The following is an 18,365-nucleotide window of genomic DNA, read 5'->3' as shown; positions in this document are numbered from 1 at the left end:
GAGACCAGCTGGTTGATAGGCACGGTGTGGAAGCGCTGCAAGGCGTTGAGCTAACGTGTACTAATGGCCCGTGAGGCTTGACCCTATAACACCCAAGGGGTCTGGTCGCGATGATGACGCACCATTAAAAGCCGGATATGCATGCTAAGCCAAGTGGTTAAGACACAGGGCTTGGCCATGAGACGATCACAGTTTAGCAACCGCTAGTCAGCATGATGTACATAGCCAGTTACGCCTGACGACCATAGCACGCGTGAACCACCTGATCCCTTGCCGAACTCAGCAGTGAAACCGCTTAGCGCCGATGGTAGTGTGGGGTCTCCCCATGCGAGAGTAGGTCATCGTCAGGCACCTATACCACGAAGAACCCAGCCACCCGGCTGGGTTTTTTGTGTGCGTGGAAGAAAAAAATTCATTCTTACCATTCAATAGGTTGGCCATCCCAAGCCCAAAAAGTACCGTTATCATCGGGTGTGCGCTGAGTGATAACTTCTAGCAACTGCTCTGCTACAGATGCAGGCGTGAAGAGCTTCTCGTTAGGCACCCTTGCTTGAAAAGGTTTAGAGAGTGCCGTATCGGTAGTGCCTGGATGCAGGCATAACACGGTGCATTGTTTGTTAAGCCGCTTGAGCTCTATTGATGCCGTCTTAAGCAGCATGTTATGGGCTGCTTTGCTGGCACGATAGCTGTACCAGCCGCCTAGCTGATTATCCTCAATGGAACCAACTCGCGCGGAAAGACTGGCGATCACTGTAGGGTGTGTCCCTTTGAAAGAGTCTTTTAGTGACGCCAGCAGCAAGATAGGCGTAAAGGCGTTGATATTCATTGTCTGCGTTAGATTTTCAACACTCAGCTGATTAAGTCGCTTTTCAGGAACCAGTTGTTTAGCTTCATCATGCAGGATGCCGATGGCATTAAAGAAGAAGTGAACAGGCCGGGCAGCCAATGCATTTTGAAGTGCCTGCCTATCCTGTTCTTGAGAAACATCAAGCATCAGGTGAGTAAGGCGTGGATGGTCAATTTGTGATGGTTTACGGCTTACCGTAATAATGTGGCCGAGCTGGGAGGAAGAGAGTAGCTGCTTAATGATGGCAGCGCCTATTCCTCCCGATGCGCCAACAACCAGCGCTGTATAATGATGAGGCAGCAAATAAAACATGGAAAGCCTTTGGAATCCTACTAGTGAGGAGGGCTTTCATTGAAACGTTATGCAGGGAACTTGTCGAGGGAATATATCAGGCGGAAGCGTTGATTCTGCCAGGTTGAGCGCTATTACGACCATCCGGCTTATACAGCGTTTTTTCTGCAATTTGGCGGATGTAATCCAGCATTGCCTGGTTATGCTTCATTCGTACTGACAGCATTTGTCCCGTCAGCTCGTTCATGCGTGAGGCGCGCTCACTTTTTTCAAGCAGGCTTTCCCATGCTGTTTGACAGCCAGCATCAACAGCTGCTGATCTAGCGCCAATAGCACCTTCATCATAACCGAGGCGTTTCTGTACATTGCGGCGCACAGTTTCAATCCGCTCTAGCTCGGCTAATAATGACTGCTTTTCGTGTGCCACTTGAGCTAACGCATCGCCGTCAATGTCACCTTGCGTCAAAAGGTTTTGCTCGTTGGACAACAACGAAATTAACGCATCAAGGCGCTGCCGTTGGTCGGTAAGCAAAGATGCAAGGCTCATTTAAAGCGTCCCCTATAAATCTTTAAGATTGGCGATTAGACCGTCAGCAATTCGGTCTGCGCGCATTTCCAGGCGCCCTTCACGAATAGCGTCTCGAATCTCTTCAACTTTGGCGGTATCGATATCCTGAGACTCATCAATACTCGATTGACTCAGTTGGGTCGACTCACGAGTCATGCCGCCCGGTGTGGCTGGCGATACGCTCTCCGCTTTTTGCGTTTCATCCCGCTGCTGAGTAGGATTCGAGCGTAATAGCGAGTTAATGTTATCAATTTTCACGTTGTCTGCCTCATCGTCAACGTCGATGCGCTTGGCGCCTAGCGTAGCTTGTATAGCCATATATCGGCAGCGCAGGGTATAACTTTAGGCGATGCGTTAAAAATCCACCACCAAAACACCTCGATCAGTGACGCGGGCAGTCATGATTTCGCGTGATCCAAAACGCACCCTTACTTGTTCACCAAGAGCGCCATTTTCTAGCGCCTCCCCTTCGCGTGAAACGCGAAAAGCTGAACCTTGAGCTACGACAGTAACGCGCTGCCCACGTTCAACTAAGTCAGGAGCTTGTAAGTAATGAGCCAAAAAAGCGCTGCCAGAGCGAATGGGGCGCTGGGTGATTTTACCTACGATGTCTTCTTCAGCCGTCAAAGCTTGCGCCGAAAGATCGCCTAAATTACCACCACGTTCGCTGAGCATATTCGAAGTAATCAACGTGCCTCGCTCAATATCTCTCGCTGCCACCACATAACTACCAATGACATCAATCTGAGCCTGTAAGTAACGCACTTGTCGGCCGTTTTCACCGCAACGTACCCCAACGGAAACGCGGCCCAACGGGGCTTGATTTGCGTTGGGTAAAAATGGCTCTGGTTGAATACATTTCGGCAAATGCGGAGACGGTGGCCGTAGATCAATCACCACTTCCTCGCCTAATGCCTGAGTTTCCTGATACAAAAATTGGTGTACTTGCTGGAGCAGAGCATCGTCGTCAGCCTGAACCTTAGTCAAAGCTGTAACGGCTAGCATTGCCAATAAAAAAATCACTTGCCAGTAGCAAAGCATGCCTGGCTGAGTAACGCGCTTTCGTAGCATGGAAGAGGCCACTTGCTGAAGAGCTTGGGGAAGTAGGGTGATGAGGCTACCGGTCAGTCAGTGTAGCGAAAAGGTAGCAGCCGTATCACGCGAAATGCTGGTAGAAACGCCAGCTGTTCCATGCTTTAGGCTGACAGTTCCAGACGTATTCTTCATCATCAACAAAATCCATTTTATTTTTTGCCTCAACGCGAGGGTCGGCATGATTGATCAACTGGAATCTGCCTTTAATTTTCATCAGCAAGCAGTAGGGTTACGCCAAGCGCGTCACGAGGTGTTAGCGGCTAATATCGCCAATGCCGATACGCCTAACTATAAAGCGCGTGATATCGATTTTGCTAGTGAGCTGAAAAAAGCAGTAGACGGTACTCAGAATGCATCTAGTAATAGCGGTGGCGGCCTGACGTTGGCGCGTACCGCGGGTAGCCATATTGCTGGAGAAGGCCCCGCATGGCGCGGAGCGGGCAACGCCGATTTACTTTACCGCATTCCCGACCAGCCTAGTTTGGATGGCAATACGGTTGATATGGATCGTGAGCGCACGCAGTTTGCGGATAACGCTGTTCGTTATCAAGTCGGCCTTACGATGCTCAACAGCCGTATTCAAGGGCTGAAAAATGCCATGCAGCCCGAATAACCAGGCCAAATTAGTGAGGAGTTAAGCAACGATGTCGATGTTCTCTACGTTTGATATTGCCGGTTCGGCAATGAGTGCCCAGTCCCAGCGAATGAACGTTACCGCTAGCAACATGGCCAATGCCGATAGTGTTGCCGGGCCTGATGGGGAAACCTACCGAGCAAAACAGGTCATGTTTGAGACCCAGGCACAAGGCAACCGCTATGGCGTTGGCGGTGTGCGAGTTACCGAAGTGGTGGAAGACGACTCACCGCTACGCATGGAGTACATGCCCAACCACCCGGCAGCGGATGAAGAGGGCTATGTCGCAAAACCCAATGTTGAGCCTGTGCATGAAATGGTCAATATGATTTCTGCTTCGCGCTCCTATCAAGCCAACGTTGAAGTGTTTAATACCAGTAAGCAAATGCTGATGCAGACGCTGTCGCTGGGAGAGGGCTAACAATGAGTACTATTGATCCAACCACGTTGTCGAATATCAATGGTGGTGGTATTCAGCTAAAGCAGAGTCAATCAGACGAGCTGCGTAATAGCTTTATGACGCTATTGATTACGCAATTGCAAAATCAAGACCCGCTTAAACCCATGGAAAACGCGGAGATGACGTCTCAAATCGCACAGATCAACACGGTAAGCGGTATTGAGCAGCTGAATAGCACGTTACAGAGCATCACCAGCCAAATGGATGCCAATCAGGCATTGCAGGCGAGCGGGTTGATTGGCCAGGGGGTCATGGTACCTGGGCGTCAAATCATGTTGGAGCAAGATAGCGAAGGTCAACCTTACTCAACACCTTTTGGGATTGAATTAGACCAGCCCGCCGCCAATGTTCAAGCGACGATAGTTGGCCAGGGTGGCCAAGTTATTCGCCGTTATGATTTAGGGGCAGTTGATGCGGGTGTGCAGTCTTTCAAGTGGGACGGGGAGAATGACCAGGGCGAGGTGGTTGCCAGTAATCGCTATGCCGTTCAGTTAGAGGCGACGGACGCTGAAGGCGAAGCCATTGAATCAACCGCGCTTAACTATGCGATCGTCAATAGCGTGACACCTAACGATGTTAACGGTGGTGTTCGGCTGGACCTAGGGGCGATTTATGGTCAAATCAGCCTGAATGATGTTAAACAAATCCTTTGATTTAGTAACATAAATTGTCTTCTAGGAGAATGAAATGAGTTTTTCTCAAGCACTAAGCGGTCTGAATGCACAGTCAGAAAACCTAAAGATCTTAGGTAATAATATTGCGAACTCGCAAACGGTCGGCTTTAAAAGCTCAGGTGCAATATTTTCTGATGTATTTGCCGGTGCAAGTAGCCAAGTGGGCCTGGGCGTAAAAATTTCAGATGTTCGTCAAGACTTTGCGGCAGGTGATTTGGAAACCTCGGGTCGCACTTTGGATCTGGCAGTGGCTGGTGAAGGTTTTTACCGGGTTGAACAAACGAGTGGTGAAGCCGCTTATACTCGAAATGGTCAATTTAGCCAAGATAATGAAGGCTTTTTGGTGAATGCATCAGGCCAGCGGTTAACGGGGTATGGTCTTTCTGATCCTAATGATCCGTTTTCAGCTGTTGTGCCAGGAGGAGCCCCTGAAGCGCTAAATATTTCATCAGCTGACATTCCTGCAAAGGCTACTGCGGACGTGGCAGCTACCTATAATTTGAATGCCAGTACAGTACCAGGACAGGGTTTGCAGCAAGCAACTGTCCAAGCAGTGGATGGAAATGGTGATTTAATCACGGTTGATAACGACGGTGCTTTTGATGCAACAGGCGATCCACTTGAACTCGATGTTTCGTATCACTTTTCCAATAGTTTCACTACGTTCGATTCCTTGGGAAATGAACGCAATATTACGATGTATTATGAAAAGGTAGATGATAATACCTGGAAAGCGTTTCAAGCTGTTGATGGGAAGCTTTCATTTGATGGAGTGGATAATGCTGCGCAAGATCTGGAGAATTCGTTCTGGCTGAAGTTTAACAGTAATGGACAGCTTGCTAAATATAGCGATCTTGATGGGGCAGGGGCTGGACTTAGAGATGAAGACGATATAGTTGGTGTCGCTGATGCCGGTTATCGGCTTGCTTTTGGTACGGCTACTACCCCAGTGAATCTTGATGTAGATAATGCTTCCGCCAATGGTCAAGATGCGACTCAAGCATTCAACCAAGCCTCGGTAGACAATGCAGGCCTAACGAAAGCCTTTGCAAATTTAGAATTTATTGTGGGTGATGGTGCTGATCCGCTTAACTATGATTTTGCACTGACTGGAACTACCCAGTTCAACAATAACTCTGTGCAAAATACACTGACGCAAGATGGTTATACCTCCGGCAGCCTCGCTGGGTTAGAAATAACACGCGATGGTCGTGTTATTCGTATTTATACCAACGAAGAGCGCCGTGATGCAGGGCAAATTGTATTAGCTAACTTTGCAAACGAAGAGGGCCTCCAGTCTATAGGCGACAACGCATGGCGCGAAACCAATGCCTCAGGTATCGGCATTATAGGTACTGGTGGTACCGGCGTATTCGGCACCATTGAGTCTGGCGTGTTGGAAAACTCCAACGTTGACCTAGCAAAACAGCTGGTGGATACCATCGTTGCCCAGCGTGCTTACCAAGCGAACTCGACGTCGATTAGTACCCAGGACGAGCTCCTGCAGACCATTATTAATCTTTAATAGTCGGTCAATCTTGTAAGGAGTAAGTACCGTGGATCGAATGCTCTATACCGCCATGAGTGGCGCCAAAAACAGTATGGATCAACAGTCGATAGTGAGTAATAACCTATCGAATGTGAGTACTACTGGTTTTCGTGCCCAGCTACAGGCTGCTCGTTCTGTGCCCGTGCAGGGTGAGGCGTTGCTGGCAACGCGGACGTCAGCGGTGACCACCACGCCCGGCAGTGACTTTTCACAGGGGCCCGTTGAGTTTACGGGGCGCACACTTGATGTCGCGATGCAGGGCGATGCGTGGATGGCAGTGCAGGCGGACGATGGTACCGAAACCTATACGCGGCGCGGCGACCTGCAGATTGATGCTGATGGTGTTTTGCTAAGCGTCGGCCGTCCGGTAATGGGCGAAGGTGGCCCCATTGCCATTCCGCAGGGCGCGCAGGTCTCCATTGGTGCTGACGGAACGATTAGCGCCATCCCTGAAGGCGTAGGGCCAGAAGCGCTCGTCGAAGTAGGGCGGATTAAGTTAGTGACGCCCGAAGAAGGAGCGCTAACCCGTGGTGAGGACGGCCTGTTTCGTGCACCACCGAATGAGGAAGGTGTACCGGGCGCCTTGCCCGCCGACGAAAATGCCAAGCTAGTGAGCGGTGCGCTTGAAGGCAGTAACGTTAGTGCCGTCGATGCCATGGTTTCAATGATCGATGTGGCACGCCGTTACGATATGCAGATGAAAGTGCTCAGTACCGCTGACGAAAATGCCCAGCGCGCCAACGGCATTCTATCTATTCAAGGTTGATGTTGGCCATTCAAGGCTGATGTGAGTCAGTCGGCCAAGGGAGCATAATTATGATTAAGTCGTTGTGGACCGCTAAAACCGGTCTAGAGTCGCAACAAACCAAGCTAGATGTCATTTCAAATAACCTGGCCAACGTCAGCACCAATGGTTTCAAACGCTCACGTCCCGTGTTTGAAGACTTGTTATACCAAAATATGCGTCAGCCAGGGGCTCAGAACAATATTCAGGATCGCCTGCCCTCAGGCATGCAAATTGGTACTGGTGTTCGCGCGGTGGCCACTGAGCGTTTGCATACCCAAGGTGGGTTAGAGCAAACGGAAAACTCGCGTGATCTAGCTATCGATGGCGAAGGCTTTTTTCAGGTACTAATGCCAGATGGCACCACTGCCTATACCCGCGACGGCAGTTTTCAGCTAAACGAAAATGGCCAGATGGTGACGGCTAATGGCTATCCCGTTGAGCCTGCTATTTTCTTACCACCCAACGCACTGTCAGTGAATGTAGGTGAAGACGGTACGGTGAGCGTCCGCCAGCCAGGCGTGGCTATTGATAATGAAGTTGGGCAAATCACCGTCAGTACCTTTATTAACCCGGCAGGTTTAGAAAGTGTTGGGGGCAACCTCTATCTTGAAACAGGGGCCTCCGGTGCACCTAACGAAAATATGCCCGGAATGAACGGCGCTGGGCGACTATTCCAAGGCTATGTAGAAACGTCCAACGTTAATGTGGTTGAAGAGATGGTCAATATGATTCAGACCCAACGCGCCTATGAAATTAATAGCAAAGCGGTCTCTACCAGCGATGAAATGTTGGCACGCTTGAGCCAGCTGTAACGGTTTTCAATAAAGTTTACTAACAGGTTGCGTCATGCTGGAGTTGCACCCAATGTTACGTCGTATTGCACTAGCTGGCTTGGCGCTCTTAATACTGGTGGTTGCCGGGTGCGCTCAAATCCCAAGAGCCTCAGTGGTGGGAGAGCAGGAGCAGATCAGTATTGTTGATCGTCCACCACCCATCCCTAATGGCTCTATTTATCAGGCAAGGCAAGGGTATCAGCCGCTTTTTGAAGATCGCCGGCCGCGCTCGATTGGCGATATTTTGACCATTGTGTTGGATGAAGAAGTCAGTGCGAGCAAGAATTCGCAGTCCAACGCAGGTCGTAGTGGCAGTGCTAGCCTGGAATTGGCAGAGCTTCCTGATATTCTCGATACTCTTGCTGAGTACGGCTACGATGTTTCCGGTGAGAACGATTTTACCGGCAGTGGTGGGTCGCAGGCGAATAACTCCTTTACCGGTACGATTACCGTATCGGTGTTAGAAGTCATGAATAATGGCAATTTACGTGTGCGGGGCGAAAAGCAAATTGCGATCAATCAGGGAACTGAGTTTATCCGTTTTTCAGGCGTGGTTAACCCGCGCACGATTACCGCACAAAATACCGTTCCTTCCACTCAGGTGGCTGATGCGCGTATTGAGTATGTGGGTGACGGTTATATCAATGAAGCGCAGCACATGGGTTGGCTACAACGTTTCTTCTTAAACGTCTCGCCATTCTAGCCCCTATTTGGAGCTATCAATGTTAAAGCGACCAATAACACTGTTACGACGGGCAATAGCGATGCGATTAAGTGGTTATCGATCAAGCAACACTTGGTTGTTTCAGTTGGGTGTCTTAGTGCTGATGTGTTCACTGGCACTACCCGCCCAAGCGGAGAGTGTTCGCGAGCTTTCGAGCTTTGCCGGTGTCCGCGATAACCAGCTGGTGGGCTATGGGTTAGTCGTGGGCCTTGATAGCACCGGTGACCAAACAACCCAGGCGCCTTTCACCAGTCAAAGCCTGACCAACATGCTTTCCCAGCTTGGGGTGACGGTACCTGCAGGCACGAACTTACAATTACGCAATGTGGCTGCGGTGATGGTAACGGCTGATCTCCCGCCGTTTTCCAGGCCGGGCCAGCGGTTGGATATAGTGGTTTCGTCGATTGCCAATGCGCGCAGTTTGCGCGGAGGTACGCTGTTAATGACGCCGCTAAAAGGTGCCGACGGGGATACTTATGCTATTGCCCAAGGCAATATGCTCGTAGGTGGAGCGGGTGCCCAGGCTGGTGGCAGTAGCGTTCAGATTAACCAGCAGGCATCGGGTCGGATTCCCAATGGCGCCCTTGTGGAAAGAGAAGTACCGCTTAACCTGGGCAGTAACGGTGGGATGCTTGAATTACAGCTCAACGATTCCGATTTTGGCACCGTTCAGCGCATGGTGACGGCGATTAATAACGAGTTTGGCCAGTCGGTTGCCTACGCACGGAATGGTCGCGTCATCGCCCTGGATGGCCCTACCGATGACAATGCAAGGGTCAACTTTATGGCCCGTGTCGAAAACGTTCAGGTGACACCGACTGAGGCACCAGCGCTTGTTGTGCTGAATTCACGTACCGGCTCGGTCGTAATGAACAGTGCCGTCACATTGCGAGAAGCGGCGGTAGCCCACGGCAGTCTGTCGATCATGATTGATACCCAGTTTGGCGTTAGCCAGCCTAACCCGTTTGGCGAGGGAGAGACGGTCGTCGTACCTGATGCGGATATTGAAATTGATCAGCAAGAGGCTTATCTGCAAATCGTAGAAGGCGCGCAGCTCAACGAAGTGGTCAATGCATTGAATGCGTTAGGCGCCACACCCCAGGATTTAATGTCGATTCTAGAAGCGTTAAAAGCATCGGGTTCGCTACGCGCTGAGCTGGAGGTCATTTAATGAGCGCGAATGATATGAGCAGCCAGTTCGCCCTGGATGTGAGCGGCTTTCAACGGCTTCAACACACCGCACGAGTCGACCCTGAAGCTGGCGTAGATGGCGCAGCCCAGCAGTTTGAAGCGTTGTTTATTCAGATGATGATGAAGAGTATGCGCGAAGCGACACCCACCTCAGGACTGATGAATAGCAGCGCGACGGATACCTATCAATCGATGCTGGATCAACAGTGGTCCCAAGTGATGGCTTCGCGTGGCATGGGCCTGGCGGATGTTCTTGTTGAGCAGTTAGAGCGCCAAGGTGCTATTTCAAAATCAGAGCCAGCGGCCAATGCAGATCAAGAGCTGCAAGCCCTAATCGCCGGCATTCCCCGTGGCACGCCCCGAATACTTGATGACTCTTTCTCGGTAGATCCGGGCGCTACTGGCACAACAAGCTCACAGGGCAGCGGGCAATTCCTGGCTGAGCTTGAGGCCATTCGCCAAGGTGTGGAGAAAGGTAATACAGTCGATGAGTCCGCGTTAAATCAGCGAGAGCAGGCAGCCTCAGGTCACGTCGACCAATTTATGCAAACGTTAGCGGCTCCAGCCCAGGCGGCTAGCGCTACGACTGGCGTTCCTGCTGAATTAATTTTGGCCCAGGCGGCGTTAGAAACGGGCTGGGGTCGGCACGAAATTGCCACTCGCAATGGAAATAACAGCCATAACTTGTTTGGTATCAAAGCAGGTAGCCATTGGCAGGGCGAAACAACTGACATTGTGACGCATGAATATATCAATGGGCGACGTACTCCGGTAGTCGACACATTCCGCGTTTACGAGTCGTTTGAGCACGCTTTTACCGACTATGCCAGCCTGATTAGTAATAACCCGCGCTATGCCGGTGTTGTCCAGGCACCGAGTGCCGAGCAGGCAGCGCAAGAGTTACAGCGTGGTGGTTATGCCACAGACCCGCGTTATGCCGACAAACTAGTGGCGGTAATGAAGTCGATGGGGCCGCATAACGCGGGTGGCGATTTCCTGGCAGATTCTCGCTAGCCCTTTCCTCAAGTTTTTTTGCGCACTGCCGATACTTGTAACATGTATAGGTATCAGCCTAAGGAATTGAACCATGAGCATGTTTTCGATTGGGTTAAGCGGCCTTAATGCGGCACAGAATGCCCTGAATACGGTTAGTAATAATATTAGTAATGTCTATACGCCTGGCTACAATCGGGAAATTACGGTTCTGAACGAAAGTAATAATAACTCTGGCGTGCGCGTCGCGGATATTGAACGACAATACAACACATTTGTCGCCGCTCAGCTGAATAATGCCAAATCCCAGTCTAGTGCTCTAAATGTTTATAGCACGCAAGTCACGCAAATCGATAACTTGCTGGCCGATCGTGAAGCTGGTTTGGCACCATTGATGCAGAATTTTTTCTCCTCACTTGAGGATTTGGCCAGTGCACCTTCTGATCCCGCATCGCGGCAAGGTGTGTTAGGTGCTGCTAATACGCTTTCTGCCCAGTTTCGTTCGTTTGATGGTTATCTCCAAGATTTGCAGTCAGGTGTTAATGGCCAGATCAAAGATGAAATCACTCAAATTAATAATACGACGACCCAAATCGCATCGATTAACCGTGAAATTTCTCTAGCAAGAGCGCAATTAGGTGAAGCACCGAATAGCCTATTAAATCAGCGTGATCAGATGATTTCCGAGTTAAACGAAAGAATGGATGTGCGCCTTAATATCCAAGATGGTAAAACCTATAATCTAACTCTTCCTAATGGCCAGCCGCTTGTTACCGGTGATACCGCTTATAAACTTGAAGCGATAGAGTCGCAAAGTGATCCGCAAAGAGTGGTAGTGGGTTACCGAGAGGGAGCCCAAGGAAACGGAAATTTAGTTGCTTTAGACGAGGGATTGATTAGCGGTGGCGCGTTAGGTGGTTTGATGAGCTTTCGCTCAGACACGCTAGATAAAACGCAGAATCAAATTGGCCAGTTAGCCTCCTCATTGGCATTAGCTTTTAATGAGCAGCATCAGCAAGGGGTAGATTTACAAGGAGATCAAGGCGAAGCTTTTTTCAGCTTAGGTAAGCCAAACGCATACTTCAATGCTGAGAATAGTGGCAGCGCTAGCGTTGAAGCGACCTTTGACCAGGAAAGTGTCAGTGCACTAAGAGCGACTGATTACTCTATTAAAGTGACTGATGCTGCAGCTACGCCACCAACACTTGAAGTTACCCGCAAAGATGATGGCTCGGTAGTCGATTTTGAATTCGATGCTGTTTCAGAAACACTAAGCTTTGGTGGTGTCAATGTCGCCTTTACTGATCTTAATACGGCTCAAAATGGTGATCGTTTTGAAATACAGCCCGTTCGGCGCGCTGCTGGCGGTATGGATGCCAACATCACTGATCTAGATAAAATTGCTGCTGGTCAGCCTGCGAACCCCAATGATGATCCGACAGACTGGGTGGCAGAAGGGGCGGGCGATAATCGTAACGCCCTGGCACTGCAGAATATGCAGGCTGAATCGATTGTGGGTGGTAGTGCTTCTGTTAGTGGCGCCTATGCATCCATTGTGAGCGATGTAGGTAATCGAACTAATATTGTTCAGGTTAATTTAGATGCACGTCAAGGCTTAACCGATCAATTAAAGGCAGTACAGCAGTCTGAATCAGGCGTTAGCTTAGATGAAGAAGCTGCTAATTTGATCCGCTTTCAGCAGTATTATCAAGCGAACGCACGTGTGATTGATACGGCTTCCAATATTTTTGACACCATTTTAGGTCTGCGAAGCTAACTTACTAGGAGTCTATTTCATGCGCATTAGCAGCGTAACTATGTACGATCAAAGTACGGCTTCTATTAATCGTCAACAGAGCGATTTTTTGAAAGTTAGCCAGCAGATTGCCAGTGGCCGACGGGTAGTGAATCCTTCTGATGATCCACAAGCTGCTTCACGGGCAGTGGGCGTTGACCAATCAAAAGCCGTCACACAGCAGTATGCCGATGCGCGAGTATCGGCGCGTAATTCGCTATCACAGACTGAAAGCATCCTAAACAGTGTTAGCGATGCGGTGACTAGTGCCAAAACGCTGTTGATTCAGGCATCAAGTGATACGTTGAGTGATGTGGATCGTGAGTCAATCGCCAGCGAGCTGAAAGGCGTTTACGAGACGATGCTAGGCCAGGCCAATGCCACTGATGGTAACGGTCGGTATCTGTTTGGTGGCTATAAAGATAATGCCCCGCCGTTCGTAAAGTCAGCCGATGGCAGCGTGGAGTATCAGGGCGACAGTAATGTACGCGAACAGCGTGTGGACGCCTCGCGCCTGATGCCGGTTAATGATAATGGAGAGACTATTTTTAAGAACGTGCCTAGCGGTGCGGGTTATATAGCTGAATCGGTCAAGACTAATAACCAGGGCGAGCGCCTCACTGGAGACGCGGCTAGAAACGTTGGCACCGTAACGTTTACTGGCCCGCAGGTAAGGGATGTAAATGCTGAGGGTTATGGAGAAAACTATCGAATGGTTTTCGGCGGCGATGAAGACGCTGGCTTTACCTATGAAGTTCAGAAATTCGATGAGGTGGTTGGGGAGTGGGATGCGGCGACTCCAGTGCTTAGCGGTACTTACAGCCCTTCCAGCGAAGGCCAGCAGATTCAATTTGCAGGTGTCTCAATTAAACTTGAGGGGAAACCTGCGGCCGGAGACGAGATACTCGTCGCTAAAGCTGGTGGAGATGTTCGTGATGCCGATCTTTTCCGCACGATGGAAGAAGCTATTCGCGTACTAGAAAATCCTGCTGACACTCCCGTCAAGAAAGCTGATCTGCGCAATACGCTGAATACTGCCATGCGTGATCTGGACAATAGCTTAGATAATGTCTTAACCGTGCGTGCGTCTGCGGGGGCGCGGCTCAATGAGCTTGATGTCGTTGATGCCGTTGGTAGTAACCGGATGTTGAACTACGAGCAAACGCTATCCGACTTGGTCGATCTTGATTACGCAGAAGCAATTTCTGAGTACAGCCTGCGCCAAGTAGGTATGCAGGCGGCGCAAAAAGCGTTTGTCGATATTAAAGGCTTATCGCTATTTAACTATATGTAACGAGCGCCTCGTTCTTACACGGTTTACTAAAAACCCCATGCTTTAAAAAAGCGTGGGGTTTTTAGGTTATAGGTGCCATCGTTTCGATTAGGTTTTGCAGAAAATCTAATCCTTGAGTAAATAACCGCTGCAGAAAGCGGCTAATATCGGTCATTAATACCATCATCAATATCAGACCCACGATGAGTGAGGTGGGGAAGCCGATATTGAAGACGGTGAGCTGGGGGGCGGAGCGGTTCAGTATGCCCAATGCCAGGTTGATGGTTAGTAGGGAGCCCACTAGCGGCAGTGCCAATAACATACCCGCCGCAAAAATCGTCCCCGCGTAGCGGGCTAGCAAGATAAACGCATCTGGGTTGAACGTCCCAATGCCAATGGGCAGTGTTCGGAAGCTCATAATCAGGGTTTCAAGCACCATTAAATGGCCATTCATCGCCAAAAACATGAGCAGTGTGATCATATAGAGAATACGCGATAGCACCATAATGTTGGTGCCGCTCGATGTATCAAAAAAGCTCGCAAATGCTAGGCCCATTTGTAGGCCGATAAAGTCCCCGGCTGCTTGAACAACCGCAAAAATGATATGCATGACGAGACCCATCGCCAAGCCGATCAGGATCTGTTCGATCATAATGCCGATGCCTGCCCAGGACATGACGGCGATAGCCGGCATGGCCGGTAGAATCGGCGCAATCACAATGGCAATGAGGGCAGCAAGGCCGACTTTGGCTTGATTGGGAACACTGGAGTGCCCCCAAAGCGGGGAGGCGGCCATAAAGGCAGTGATGCGCGCAAACGGCCATAAAAAAGCCACTAGCCACCCTTGTAGCTGTGCGAAAGTGACTTCGACCATTGGTTTACATCACCATATTAGGAATATTAGTAAATAGGCGATGGGTGAAGTCGGTAATCAAGCCAATCAGCCATGGGCCAGCAAAGACCAGTACCGCAAACACGGCCAGAATCTTAGGAATGAAGGTCAGCGTCATTTCATTAATCTGTGTGGCTGCTTGAAACAGACTAATGATAAGGCCGGTGAACAGGGCGGCCAGCAGCATGGGGCCAGCAAGGAGAAGCGTTACACGCATACCTTGATACGCAATGCTCATCACCATTTCAGGGGTCATAGCAAAAATCCTCTGCGGCGTATAAAACGCCACGGCTTATTTGATATAAAAAGCTATTTCAACAACACGCTATATCATGTAAAAGCTTTCAGCCATCGAGCCAATAATAAGCTGCCAACCATCCACTAAAATGAACAGCATCAGTTTAAAGGGTAACGAGATTGTGATGGGCGGTACCATCATCATCCCCAGTGCCATCAGCGTGCTGGCGACAACTAGGTCGATGATTAAGAACGGAATAAAAATAGTAAAGCCAATTTGAAAAGCGGTTTTCAGTTCGCTGGTAACAAAGGCAGGCAACAAAACACGCATAGGCAACTCTTCTGGCCCTTGCATAGGGCCTACATCCGCCAAGCGAACGAATAAAGCCAAGTCGGGCTCGCGGGTTTGGGCAAGCATAAATTCACGAAAGGGGTCTTGGGCAAGTAATAAAAACTCTTCAAAATTTATTGTTTCATTAGTCAGTGGCACCCAGGCGTTGTCATAGACTTGTGCCAATACCGGCGACATAATAAAAAAAGTTAAGAACAGTGCGATCCCCAAGAGCACTTGATTGGGCGGTGTTGCCTGGGTGCCCATTGCTGTACGCAATAGGCTAAGCACAATGATGATGCGTGTAAAACTGGTCATCATCAGCAGCATTGAAGGTAAAAACGCTAGCGAGCTCAGAAAGAGCAGGGTTTGCAGCGAAAGCGACCACTGTTGCCCGCCATCCTCTAAGGGCTGCGAAATAATCCCGGGTATTTGCTGAGCATGCACTGGCGCGGCGATAAAGCACACGACCATAGCGCTAATCAGCCATAGCCAGCGCTGGGCATCGCGTTTAGAAATATAATTTTTTGAAACACATGGCTTAAAAAAACAGGGCCAAGAAAGGTGCATCCATTGCCTCATGGCGTCTTATGGGGATCGGAGGGAGCGGTTGCCCCTTTGCGCTGGCTAGCGGCTAGCGCTTTAGATAAGCGTCGCGCAAAGCGCGAAGAAGGAGGAGATGAGGCGGTGGGGGCACGCTCTTCTGGAGCCGGGCGTTCGTGTAACTTAGTAATACGTCCTCCGCCAACACCAATAACCAGCCATGTATCTTCCACTTCAACGATGACAACACGTTCACGGTTGCCCACCGCCGTGCTGCCCACGACACGTAAGTGAGCGCCATGACGAGTGGTGTGGTTGCTCCAGCGCTTTAAAAGCGCCGTACAAATTAAAATGATCGCAATAACGAGGGCTAAAGCGGCGGCTGTTTTACCCAGAACAGCCATGCCCACTAATGACTCGCCCCCGTTGCCTAGTGCATCAAGCGAGCCATTCTGAGCCGAGGTGGTAGCAACGCTCATCGGTTCAATTTGTGAATACGTTCGGAAGGTGTAACGATTTCAGTGATACGAATCCCGTATTTATCTTCAATAACAACCACTTCCCCTTGAGCGATTAAATAGCCATTAATCAAGATATCCATCGGTTCCCCGGCGAGCCCTTCAAGCTCAATAACAGAGCCTTGTGCTAACTCCAGCAATTGCTTAATGGTTAGCTTGGTACGACCTAACTCCACGGTGAGCTTCACCGGGATATCCATGATCATCTCAAGCTCGCGCGCCTGCGCGGAACCGCTGTCTGGGCTTAGGGGGCGGAACACATCATCACTCGCTGATTTTGCAGCGGGCGCTTTAGGCTCTGGTTCAGCAGCCGACTCTTCTGAACTCTCTTCTGCGGCTTCTTGCTCTGCCATGGCAGCTGCCCACGGATCTTCCTCTTCGCTGGCGGCGTCGGCACTTGAGGTGATGTCTTCTTGCTCGGACATGGCATCCGCCCAATCGTCTTCAGAGACGTTCTGATTAGGCTTATTGGGATCAGTCATGCTTTGGATTCCTTGGCTTTCTGTCGCGTAGGCACTTTAATAAAGTCTTTGGACGATGCGTTGTTCATAGCGGCATGGTCGATCAGATGTAAGACACGCAGCGCATGCTGTTGACGTTGGCTGCCGTACTCACACTGCATAACAGGCACACCATCCACGCTGGCGGTAATAGAGTTCGGAATGTCTAGTGGGAGGACATCACCCTTCTTTAGCCCCATGACATGGGCGATACGGCTGGGTATCTGCGCAAACTCTGCCACCAGCTCTACTTCTGATTGACGTAGCTCACTCGCCATACGGCGCGACCAACTACCATCTTGGTCGTGGTTACTATCGTTGATCGGGTTGGCCAATAAATCCCGCAACGGCTCGATCATGGCGTAAGGCATGCATATCTGAAAATTGCTTGATAGATTGCCAACTTCAATATTGAACTTGGTATTCACCACTATCTCGTTGGGTGAGTTAGTGATGTTGGCAAATTTTGACTGTACTTCTGAACGCAAAAAACTTACGTCAAGTGGATAAACGACTTTCCAGGCTTCTTGATAAGCATCAATTGCAAGATTGAGCAAGCGCTGGATAATGCGCTGTTCAGTGTTGGTAAATTCGCGGCCGTCCGATTTTGTGACAAAACGACCATCTCCACCGAAGAGGTTATCAACCACCATAAAAACGAGGTTCGGTGGAAACACGACGAGCGCAGAACCGCGCAGCGGCTTCATCGACACAATATTCAGGTTCGTCGGCACGGGCACATTGCGAGAAAACTCGCTAAAGCTCTGATAGCGTACTGACTCTACTGTGATGTCTGCACTACGCCGTAATAGGTTGAACAGCCCATTTCGAAAGTAACGAGCGAAACGCTCATTGATGAAATCTAGCGCATGCAAGCGCTCACGTATAACGCGATGCTGAGTCGCCGGATCGTAAGCGCGAATACGCGATTCATCTGGCATTTGGGAAGAGGAAGACGATGGCTCATCGTCTCCGCTAACACCCTTTAGCAGGGCGTCAATTTCTTCCTGGGACAGTAGATCGTCCTGTGACATGAACGGCTCCAGTTCCCGAGGTTATTGCACAATAAATTCAGTGAATAAAACTTCACGCAAATCAAGTGGCGGCTGATTTTCCGTTAACGGGACGTTTAGACGGTCAACAATCGCCTGGGCAAGCTGCTGCTTACCTTCCGTTGAGGTAAGTTCATCAGCCTGTTTGCCGGAAAGCAGCATTAACAAACGGCTACGCACTTGGGGCATATGTTCTTCAAGAATAACTTTGCTTTCATCGTTCCCAACGCGAAGGGTCAGGCCTGTATAGAGTAAGCGTGAGCCATAGCCGTCATCGACGAGGTTGACGGTAAAGGGTTCAATGCGCATAAAAATGGGCGTCGCGCGCTCCATCGCCTGCTGCACTTCTGCCGTTTCTGTACCATCTTTACGCTGGTCGATTACCATATAAATAGCGACCGCTGCGCCTATCGACGACAGCAGCACCAAGATAATCATTATCCAGAGCAGTTTTTTTGACCCGCCGCTTGTTTCTGCCATTTGCGATTCCTGTGAACTCCATGCGTATCACTAGCAAAGTATTATGCCTAAAGCGCATGCTGGTGATGAAATGAACAGGCTTGTTTGGCAAGCCTATC

General features: G+C 50.0%; 22 protein-coding genes and 2 rRNA genes. 13 read left to right on the top strand and 11 right to left on the bottom strand.

Annotation, left to right across the window (positions count from 1 at the left end; translation table 11 throughout):
• Positions 1 to 85 (top strand): 23S ribosomal RNA (locus V8L71_RS04480); the annotation flags it as partial.
• A 149-nt stretch (positions 86 to 234) separates the two neighbouring features.
• Positions 235 to 350 (top strand): 5S ribosomal RNA (gene rrf, locus V8L71_RS04475).
• A 68-nt stretch (positions 351 to 418) separates the two neighbouring features.
• On the opposite strand, the gene V8L71_RS04470 is transcribed toward rrf, so the two are convergent.
• From V8L71_RS04470 to flgA, 4 genes are all read right to left on the bottom strand, one after another.
• Positions 419 to 1,159, bottom strand: coding sequence for an SDR family NAD(P)-dependent oxidoreductase (locus V8L71_RS04470; RefSeq protein ID WP_336273291.1), 741 nt, complete (start codon positions 1,157 to 1,159; stop codon positions 419 to 421).
• 76 nt (positions 1,160 to 1,235) lie between these two features.
• Positions 1,236 to 1,685, bottom strand: coding sequence for a flagella synthesis protein FlgN (locus V8L71_RS04465; RefSeq protein WP_176303466.1), 450 nt, complete (start codon positions 1,683 to 1,685; stop codon positions 1,236 to 1,238).
• A 12-nt stretch (positions 1,686 to 1,697) separates the two neighbouring features.
• Positions 1,698 to 2,024, bottom strand: coding sequence for a flagellar biosynthesis anti-sigma factor FlgM (flgM, locus tag V8L71_RS04460; RefSeq protein ID WP_217908853.1), 327 nt, complete (start codon positions 2,022 to 2,024; stop codon positions 1,698 to 1,700).
• A gap of 36 nt (positions 2,025 to 2,060) precedes the next feature.
• Positions 2,061 to 2,777: a flagellar basal body P-ring formation chaperone FlgA gene (gene flgA / locus V8L71_RS04455; protein ID WP_176303465.1), complete on the bottom strand. Its 717-nt coding sequence runs from the start codon at positions 2,775 to 2,777 to the stop codon at positions 2,061 to 2,063.
• A gap of 202 nt (positions 2,778 to 2,979) precedes the next feature.
• Between flgA and flgB the strand changes: the two genes are divergently transcribed.
• From flgB to flgL, 11 genes are all read left to right on the top strand, one after another.
• Positions 2,980 to 3,414, top strand: a complete 435-nt coding sequence (flgB, locus tag V8L71_RS04450) for a flagellar basal body rod protein FlgB (RefSeq protein ID WP_176303464.1) — start codon at positions 2,980 to 2,982, stop codon at positions 3,412 to 3,414.
• A 31-nt stretch (positions 3,415 to 3,445) separates the two neighbouring features.
• A complete protein-coding gene (gene flgC / locus V8L71_RS04445; protein ID WP_101145856.1) occupies positions 3,446 to 3,856 on the top strand; it encodes a flagellar basal body rod protein FlgC in 411 nt (136 codons plus the stop codon).
• 2 nt (positions 3,857 to 3,858) lie between these two features.
• Positions 3,859 to 4,548, top strand: coding sequence for a flagellar hook assembly protein FlgD (locus tag V8L71_RS04440; protein ID WP_101145855.1), 690 nt, complete (start codon positions 3,859 to 3,861; stop codon positions 4,546 to 4,548).
• 34 nt (positions 4,549 to 4,582) lie between these two features.
• Positions 4,583 to 6,094, top strand: a complete 1,512-nt coding sequence (gene flgE / locus V8L71_RS04435) for a flagellar hook protein FlgE (RefSeq protein ID WP_101145854.1) — start codon at positions 4,583 to 4,585, stop codon at positions 6,092 to 6,094.
• 31 nt (positions 6,095 to 6,125) lie between these two features.
• Positions 6,126 to 6,884: a flagellar basal body rod protein FlgF gene (locus tag V8L71_RS04430; RefSeq protein WP_336273290.1), complete on the top strand. Its 759-nt coding sequence runs from the start codon at positions 6,126 to 6,128 to the stop codon at positions 6,882 to 6,884.
• A 50-nt stretch (positions 6,885 to 6,934) separates the two neighbouring features.
• The gene (flgG, locus tag V8L71_RS04425) at positions 6,935 to 7,717 is read left to right on the top strand and encodes a flagellar basal-body rod protein FlgG (RefSeq protein WP_336273289.1); all 783 of its coding nucleotides are present in this window, start codon (positions 6,935 to 6,937) and stop codon (positions 7,715 to 7,717) included.
• A 34-nt stretch (positions 7,718 to 7,751) separates the two neighbouring features.
• Entirely contained in the window at positions 7,752 to 8,441 is a 690-nt protein-coding gene (locus tag V8L71_RS04420; RefSeq protein ID WP_101145851.1) for a flagellar basal body L-ring protein FlgH, read from the top strand.
• A 124-nt stretch (positions 8,442 to 8,565) separates the two neighbouring features.
• Positions 8,566 to 9,633: a flagellar basal body P-ring protein FlgI gene (locus tag V8L71_RS04415; protein ID WP_232774697.1), complete on the top strand. Its 1,068-nt coding sequence runs from the start codon at positions 8,566 to 8,568 to the stop codon at positions 9,631 to 9,633.
• Positions 9,633 to 10,667, top strand: a complete 1,035-nt coding sequence (gene flgJ, locus V8L71_RS04410; RefSeq protein WP_336273288.1) for a flagellar assembly peptidoglycan hydrolase FlgJ — start codon at positions 9,633 to 9,635, stop codon at positions 10,665 to 10,667. The genes V8L71_RS04415 and flgJ overlap by 1 nt, the downstream gene beginning before the upstream one ends.
• Before the next feature lie 73 nt (positions 10,668 to 10,740).
• Positions 10,741 to 12,423, top strand: a complete 1,683-nt coding sequence (gene flgK / locus V8L71_RS04405) for a flagellar hook-associated protein FlgK (protein ID WP_336273287.1) — start codon at positions 10,741 to 10,743, stop codon at positions 12,421 to 12,423.
• A 19-nt stretch (positions 12,424 to 12,442) separates the two neighbouring features.
• Entirely contained in the window at positions 12,443 to 13,735 is a 1,293-nt protein-coding gene (gene flgL / locus V8L71_RS04400) for a flagellar hook-associated protein FlgL (RefSeq protein WP_336273286.1), read from the top strand.
• Positions 13,736 to 13,796: 61 nt separating this feature from the next.
• On the opposite strand, the gene fliR is transcribed toward flgL, so the two are convergent.
• From fliR to fliL, 7 genes are all read right to left on the bottom strand, one after another.
• Positions 13,797 to 14,588 (bottom strand): flagellar biosynthetic protein FliR, encoded by a 792-nt coding sequence (gene fliR / locus V8L71_RS04395; RefSeq protein WP_336273285.1) that lies wholly within the window; start codon positions 14,586 to 14,588, stop codon positions 13,797 to 13,799.
• 4 nt (positions 14,589 to 14,592) lie between these two features.
• Positions 14,593 to 14,862, bottom strand: a complete 270-nt coding sequence (gene fliQ / locus V8L71_RS04390; RefSeq protein ID WP_101145845.1) for a flagellar biosynthesis protein FliQ — start codon at positions 14,860 to 14,862, stop codon at positions 14,593 to 14,595.
• 69 nt (positions 14,863 to 14,931) lie between these two features.
• Positions 14,932 to 15,744: a flagellar type III secretion system pore protein FliP gene (gene fliP, locus V8L71_RS04385; RefSeq protein WP_489686891.1), complete on the bottom strand. Its 813-nt coding sequence runs from the start codon at positions 15,742 to 15,744 to the stop codon at positions 14,932 to 14,934.
• Between the two features lie 8 nt (positions 15,745 to 15,752).
• Positions 15,753 to 16,196, bottom strand: a complete 444-nt coding sequence (gene fliO, locus V8L71_RS04380) for a flagellar biosynthetic protein FliO (protein ID WP_336273284.1) — start codon at positions 16,194 to 16,196, stop codon at positions 15,753 to 15,755.
• Positions 16,193 to 16,717, bottom strand: a complete 525-nt coding sequence (fliN, locus tag V8L71_RS04375; protein WP_336273283.1) for a flagellar motor switch protein FliN — start codon at positions 16,715 to 16,717, stop codon at positions 16,193 to 16,195. Before fliN ends, fliO begins: the two co-directional genes overlap by 4 nt.
• Positions 16,714 to 17,769: a flagellar motor switch protein FliM gene (fliM, locus tag V8L71_RS04370; protein WP_336273282.1), complete on the bottom strand. Its 1,056-nt coding sequence runs from the start codon at positions 17,767 to 17,769 to the stop codon at positions 16,714 to 16,716. The genes fliN and fliM overlap by 4 nt, the downstream gene beginning before the upstream one ends.
• Before the next feature lie 21 nt (positions 17,770 to 17,790).
• Positions 17,791 to 18,267 (bottom strand): flagellar basal body-associated protein FliL, encoded by a 477-nt coding sequence (gene fliL / locus V8L71_RS04365; protein WP_336273281.1) that lies wholly within the window; start codon positions 18,265 to 18,267, stop codon positions 17,791 to 17,793.
• Positions 18,268 to 18,365 lie beyond the last annotated feature (98 nt).

This window comes from Vreelandella indica, assembly GCF_037070225.1.
Lineage (GTDB): Bacteria > Pseudomonadota > Gammaproteobacteria > Pseudomonadales > Halomonadaceae > Vreelandella > Vreelandella arctica.
This window is presented reverse-complemented; position numbering and strand designations above follow the sequence as displayed.

What these genes read in the sequence shown, in the direction of transcription:
- fliR (WP_336273285.1), bottom strand. Translation starts at nt 14,588, where the DNA reads ATGGTCGAAGTCACTTTCGCACAGCTACAAGGGTGGCTAGTGGCTTTT.
- flgA (WP_176303465.1), bottom strand. Translation starts at nt 2,777, where the DNA reads ATGCTACGAAAGCGCGTTACTCAGCCAGGCATGCTTTGCTACTGGCAA.
- flgL (WP_336273286.1), top strand. Translation starts at nt 12,443, where the DNA reads ATGCGCATTAGCAGCGTAACTATGTACGATCAAAGTACGGCTTCTATT.
- V8L71_RS04465 (WP_176303466.1), bottom strand. Translation starts at nt 1,685, where the DNA reads ATGAGCCTTGCATCTTTGCTTACCGACCAACGGCAGCGCCTTGATGCG.
- fliP (WP_489686891.1), bottom strand. Translation starts at nt 15,744, where the DNA reads ATGCACCTTTCTTGGCCCTGTTTTTTTAAGCCATGTGTTTCAAAAAAT.
- flgE (WP_101145854.1), top strand. Translation starts at nt 4,583, where the DNA reads ATGAGTTTTTCTCAAGCACTAAGCGGTCTGAATGCACAGTCAGAAAAC.
- V8L71_RS04415 (WP_232774697.1), top strand. Translation starts at nt 8,566, where the DNA reads ATGTGTTCACTGGCACTACCCGCCCAAGCGGAGAGTGTTCGCGAGCTT.
- V8L71_RS04440 (WP_101145855.1), top strand. Translation starts at nt 3,859, where the DNA reads ATGAGTACTATTGATCCAACCACGTTGTCGAATATCAATGGTGGTGGT.
- V8L71_RS04420 (WP_101145851.1), top strand. Translation starts at nt 7,752, where the DNA reads ATGCTGGAGTTGCACCCAATGTTACGTCGTATTGCACTAGCTGGCTTG.
- flgG (WP_336273289.1), top strand. Translation starts at nt 6,935, where the DNA reads ATGATTAAGTCGTTGTGGACCGCTAAAACCGGTCTAGAGTCGCAACAA.
- V8L71_RS04470 (WP_336273291.1), bottom strand. Translation starts at nt 1,159, where the DNA reads ATGTTTTATTTGCTGCCTCATCATTATACAGCGCTGGTTGTTGGCGCA.
- flgM (WP_217908853.1), bottom strand. Translation starts at nt 2,024, where the DNA reads ATGGCTATACAAGCTACGCTAGGCGCCAAGCGCATCGACGTTGACGAT.
- fliO (WP_336273284.1), bottom strand. Translation starts at nt 16,196, where the DNA reads ATGAGCGTTGCTACCACCTCGGCTCAGAATGGCTCGCTTGATGCACTA.
- flgB (WP_176303464.1), top strand. Translation starts at nt 2,980, where the DNA reads ATGATTGATCAACTGGAATCTGCCTTTAATTTTCATCAGCAAGCAGTA.
- fliQ (WP_101145845.1), bottom strand. Translation starts at nt 14,862, where the DNA reads ATGACCCCTGAAATGGTGATGAGCATTGCGTATCAAGGTATGCGTGTA.
- fliL (WP_336273281.1), bottom strand. Translation starts at nt 18,267, where the DNA reads ATGGCAGAAACAAGCGGCGGGTCAAAAAAACTGCTCTGGATAATGATT.
- fliN (WP_336273283.1), bottom strand. Translation starts at nt 16,717, where the DNA reads ATGACTGATCCCAATAAGCCTAATCAGAACGTCTCTGAAGACGATTGG.
- flgJ (WP_336273288.1), top strand. Translation starts at nt 9,633, where the DNA reads ATGAGCGCGAATGATATGAGCAGCCAGTTCGCCCTGGATGTGAGCGGC.
- flgC (WP_101145856.1), top strand. Translation starts at nt 3,446, where the DNA reads ATGTCGATGTTCTCTACGTTTGATATTGCCGGTTCGGCAATGAGTGCC.
- flgK (WP_336273287.1), top strand. Translation starts at nt 10,741, where the DNA reads ATGAGCATGTTTTCGATTGGGTTAAGCGGCCTTAATGCGGCACAGAAT.
- fliM (WP_336273282.1), bottom strand. Translation starts at nt 17,769, where the DNA reads ATGTCACAGGACGATCTACTGTCCCAGGAAGAAATTGACGCCCTGCTA.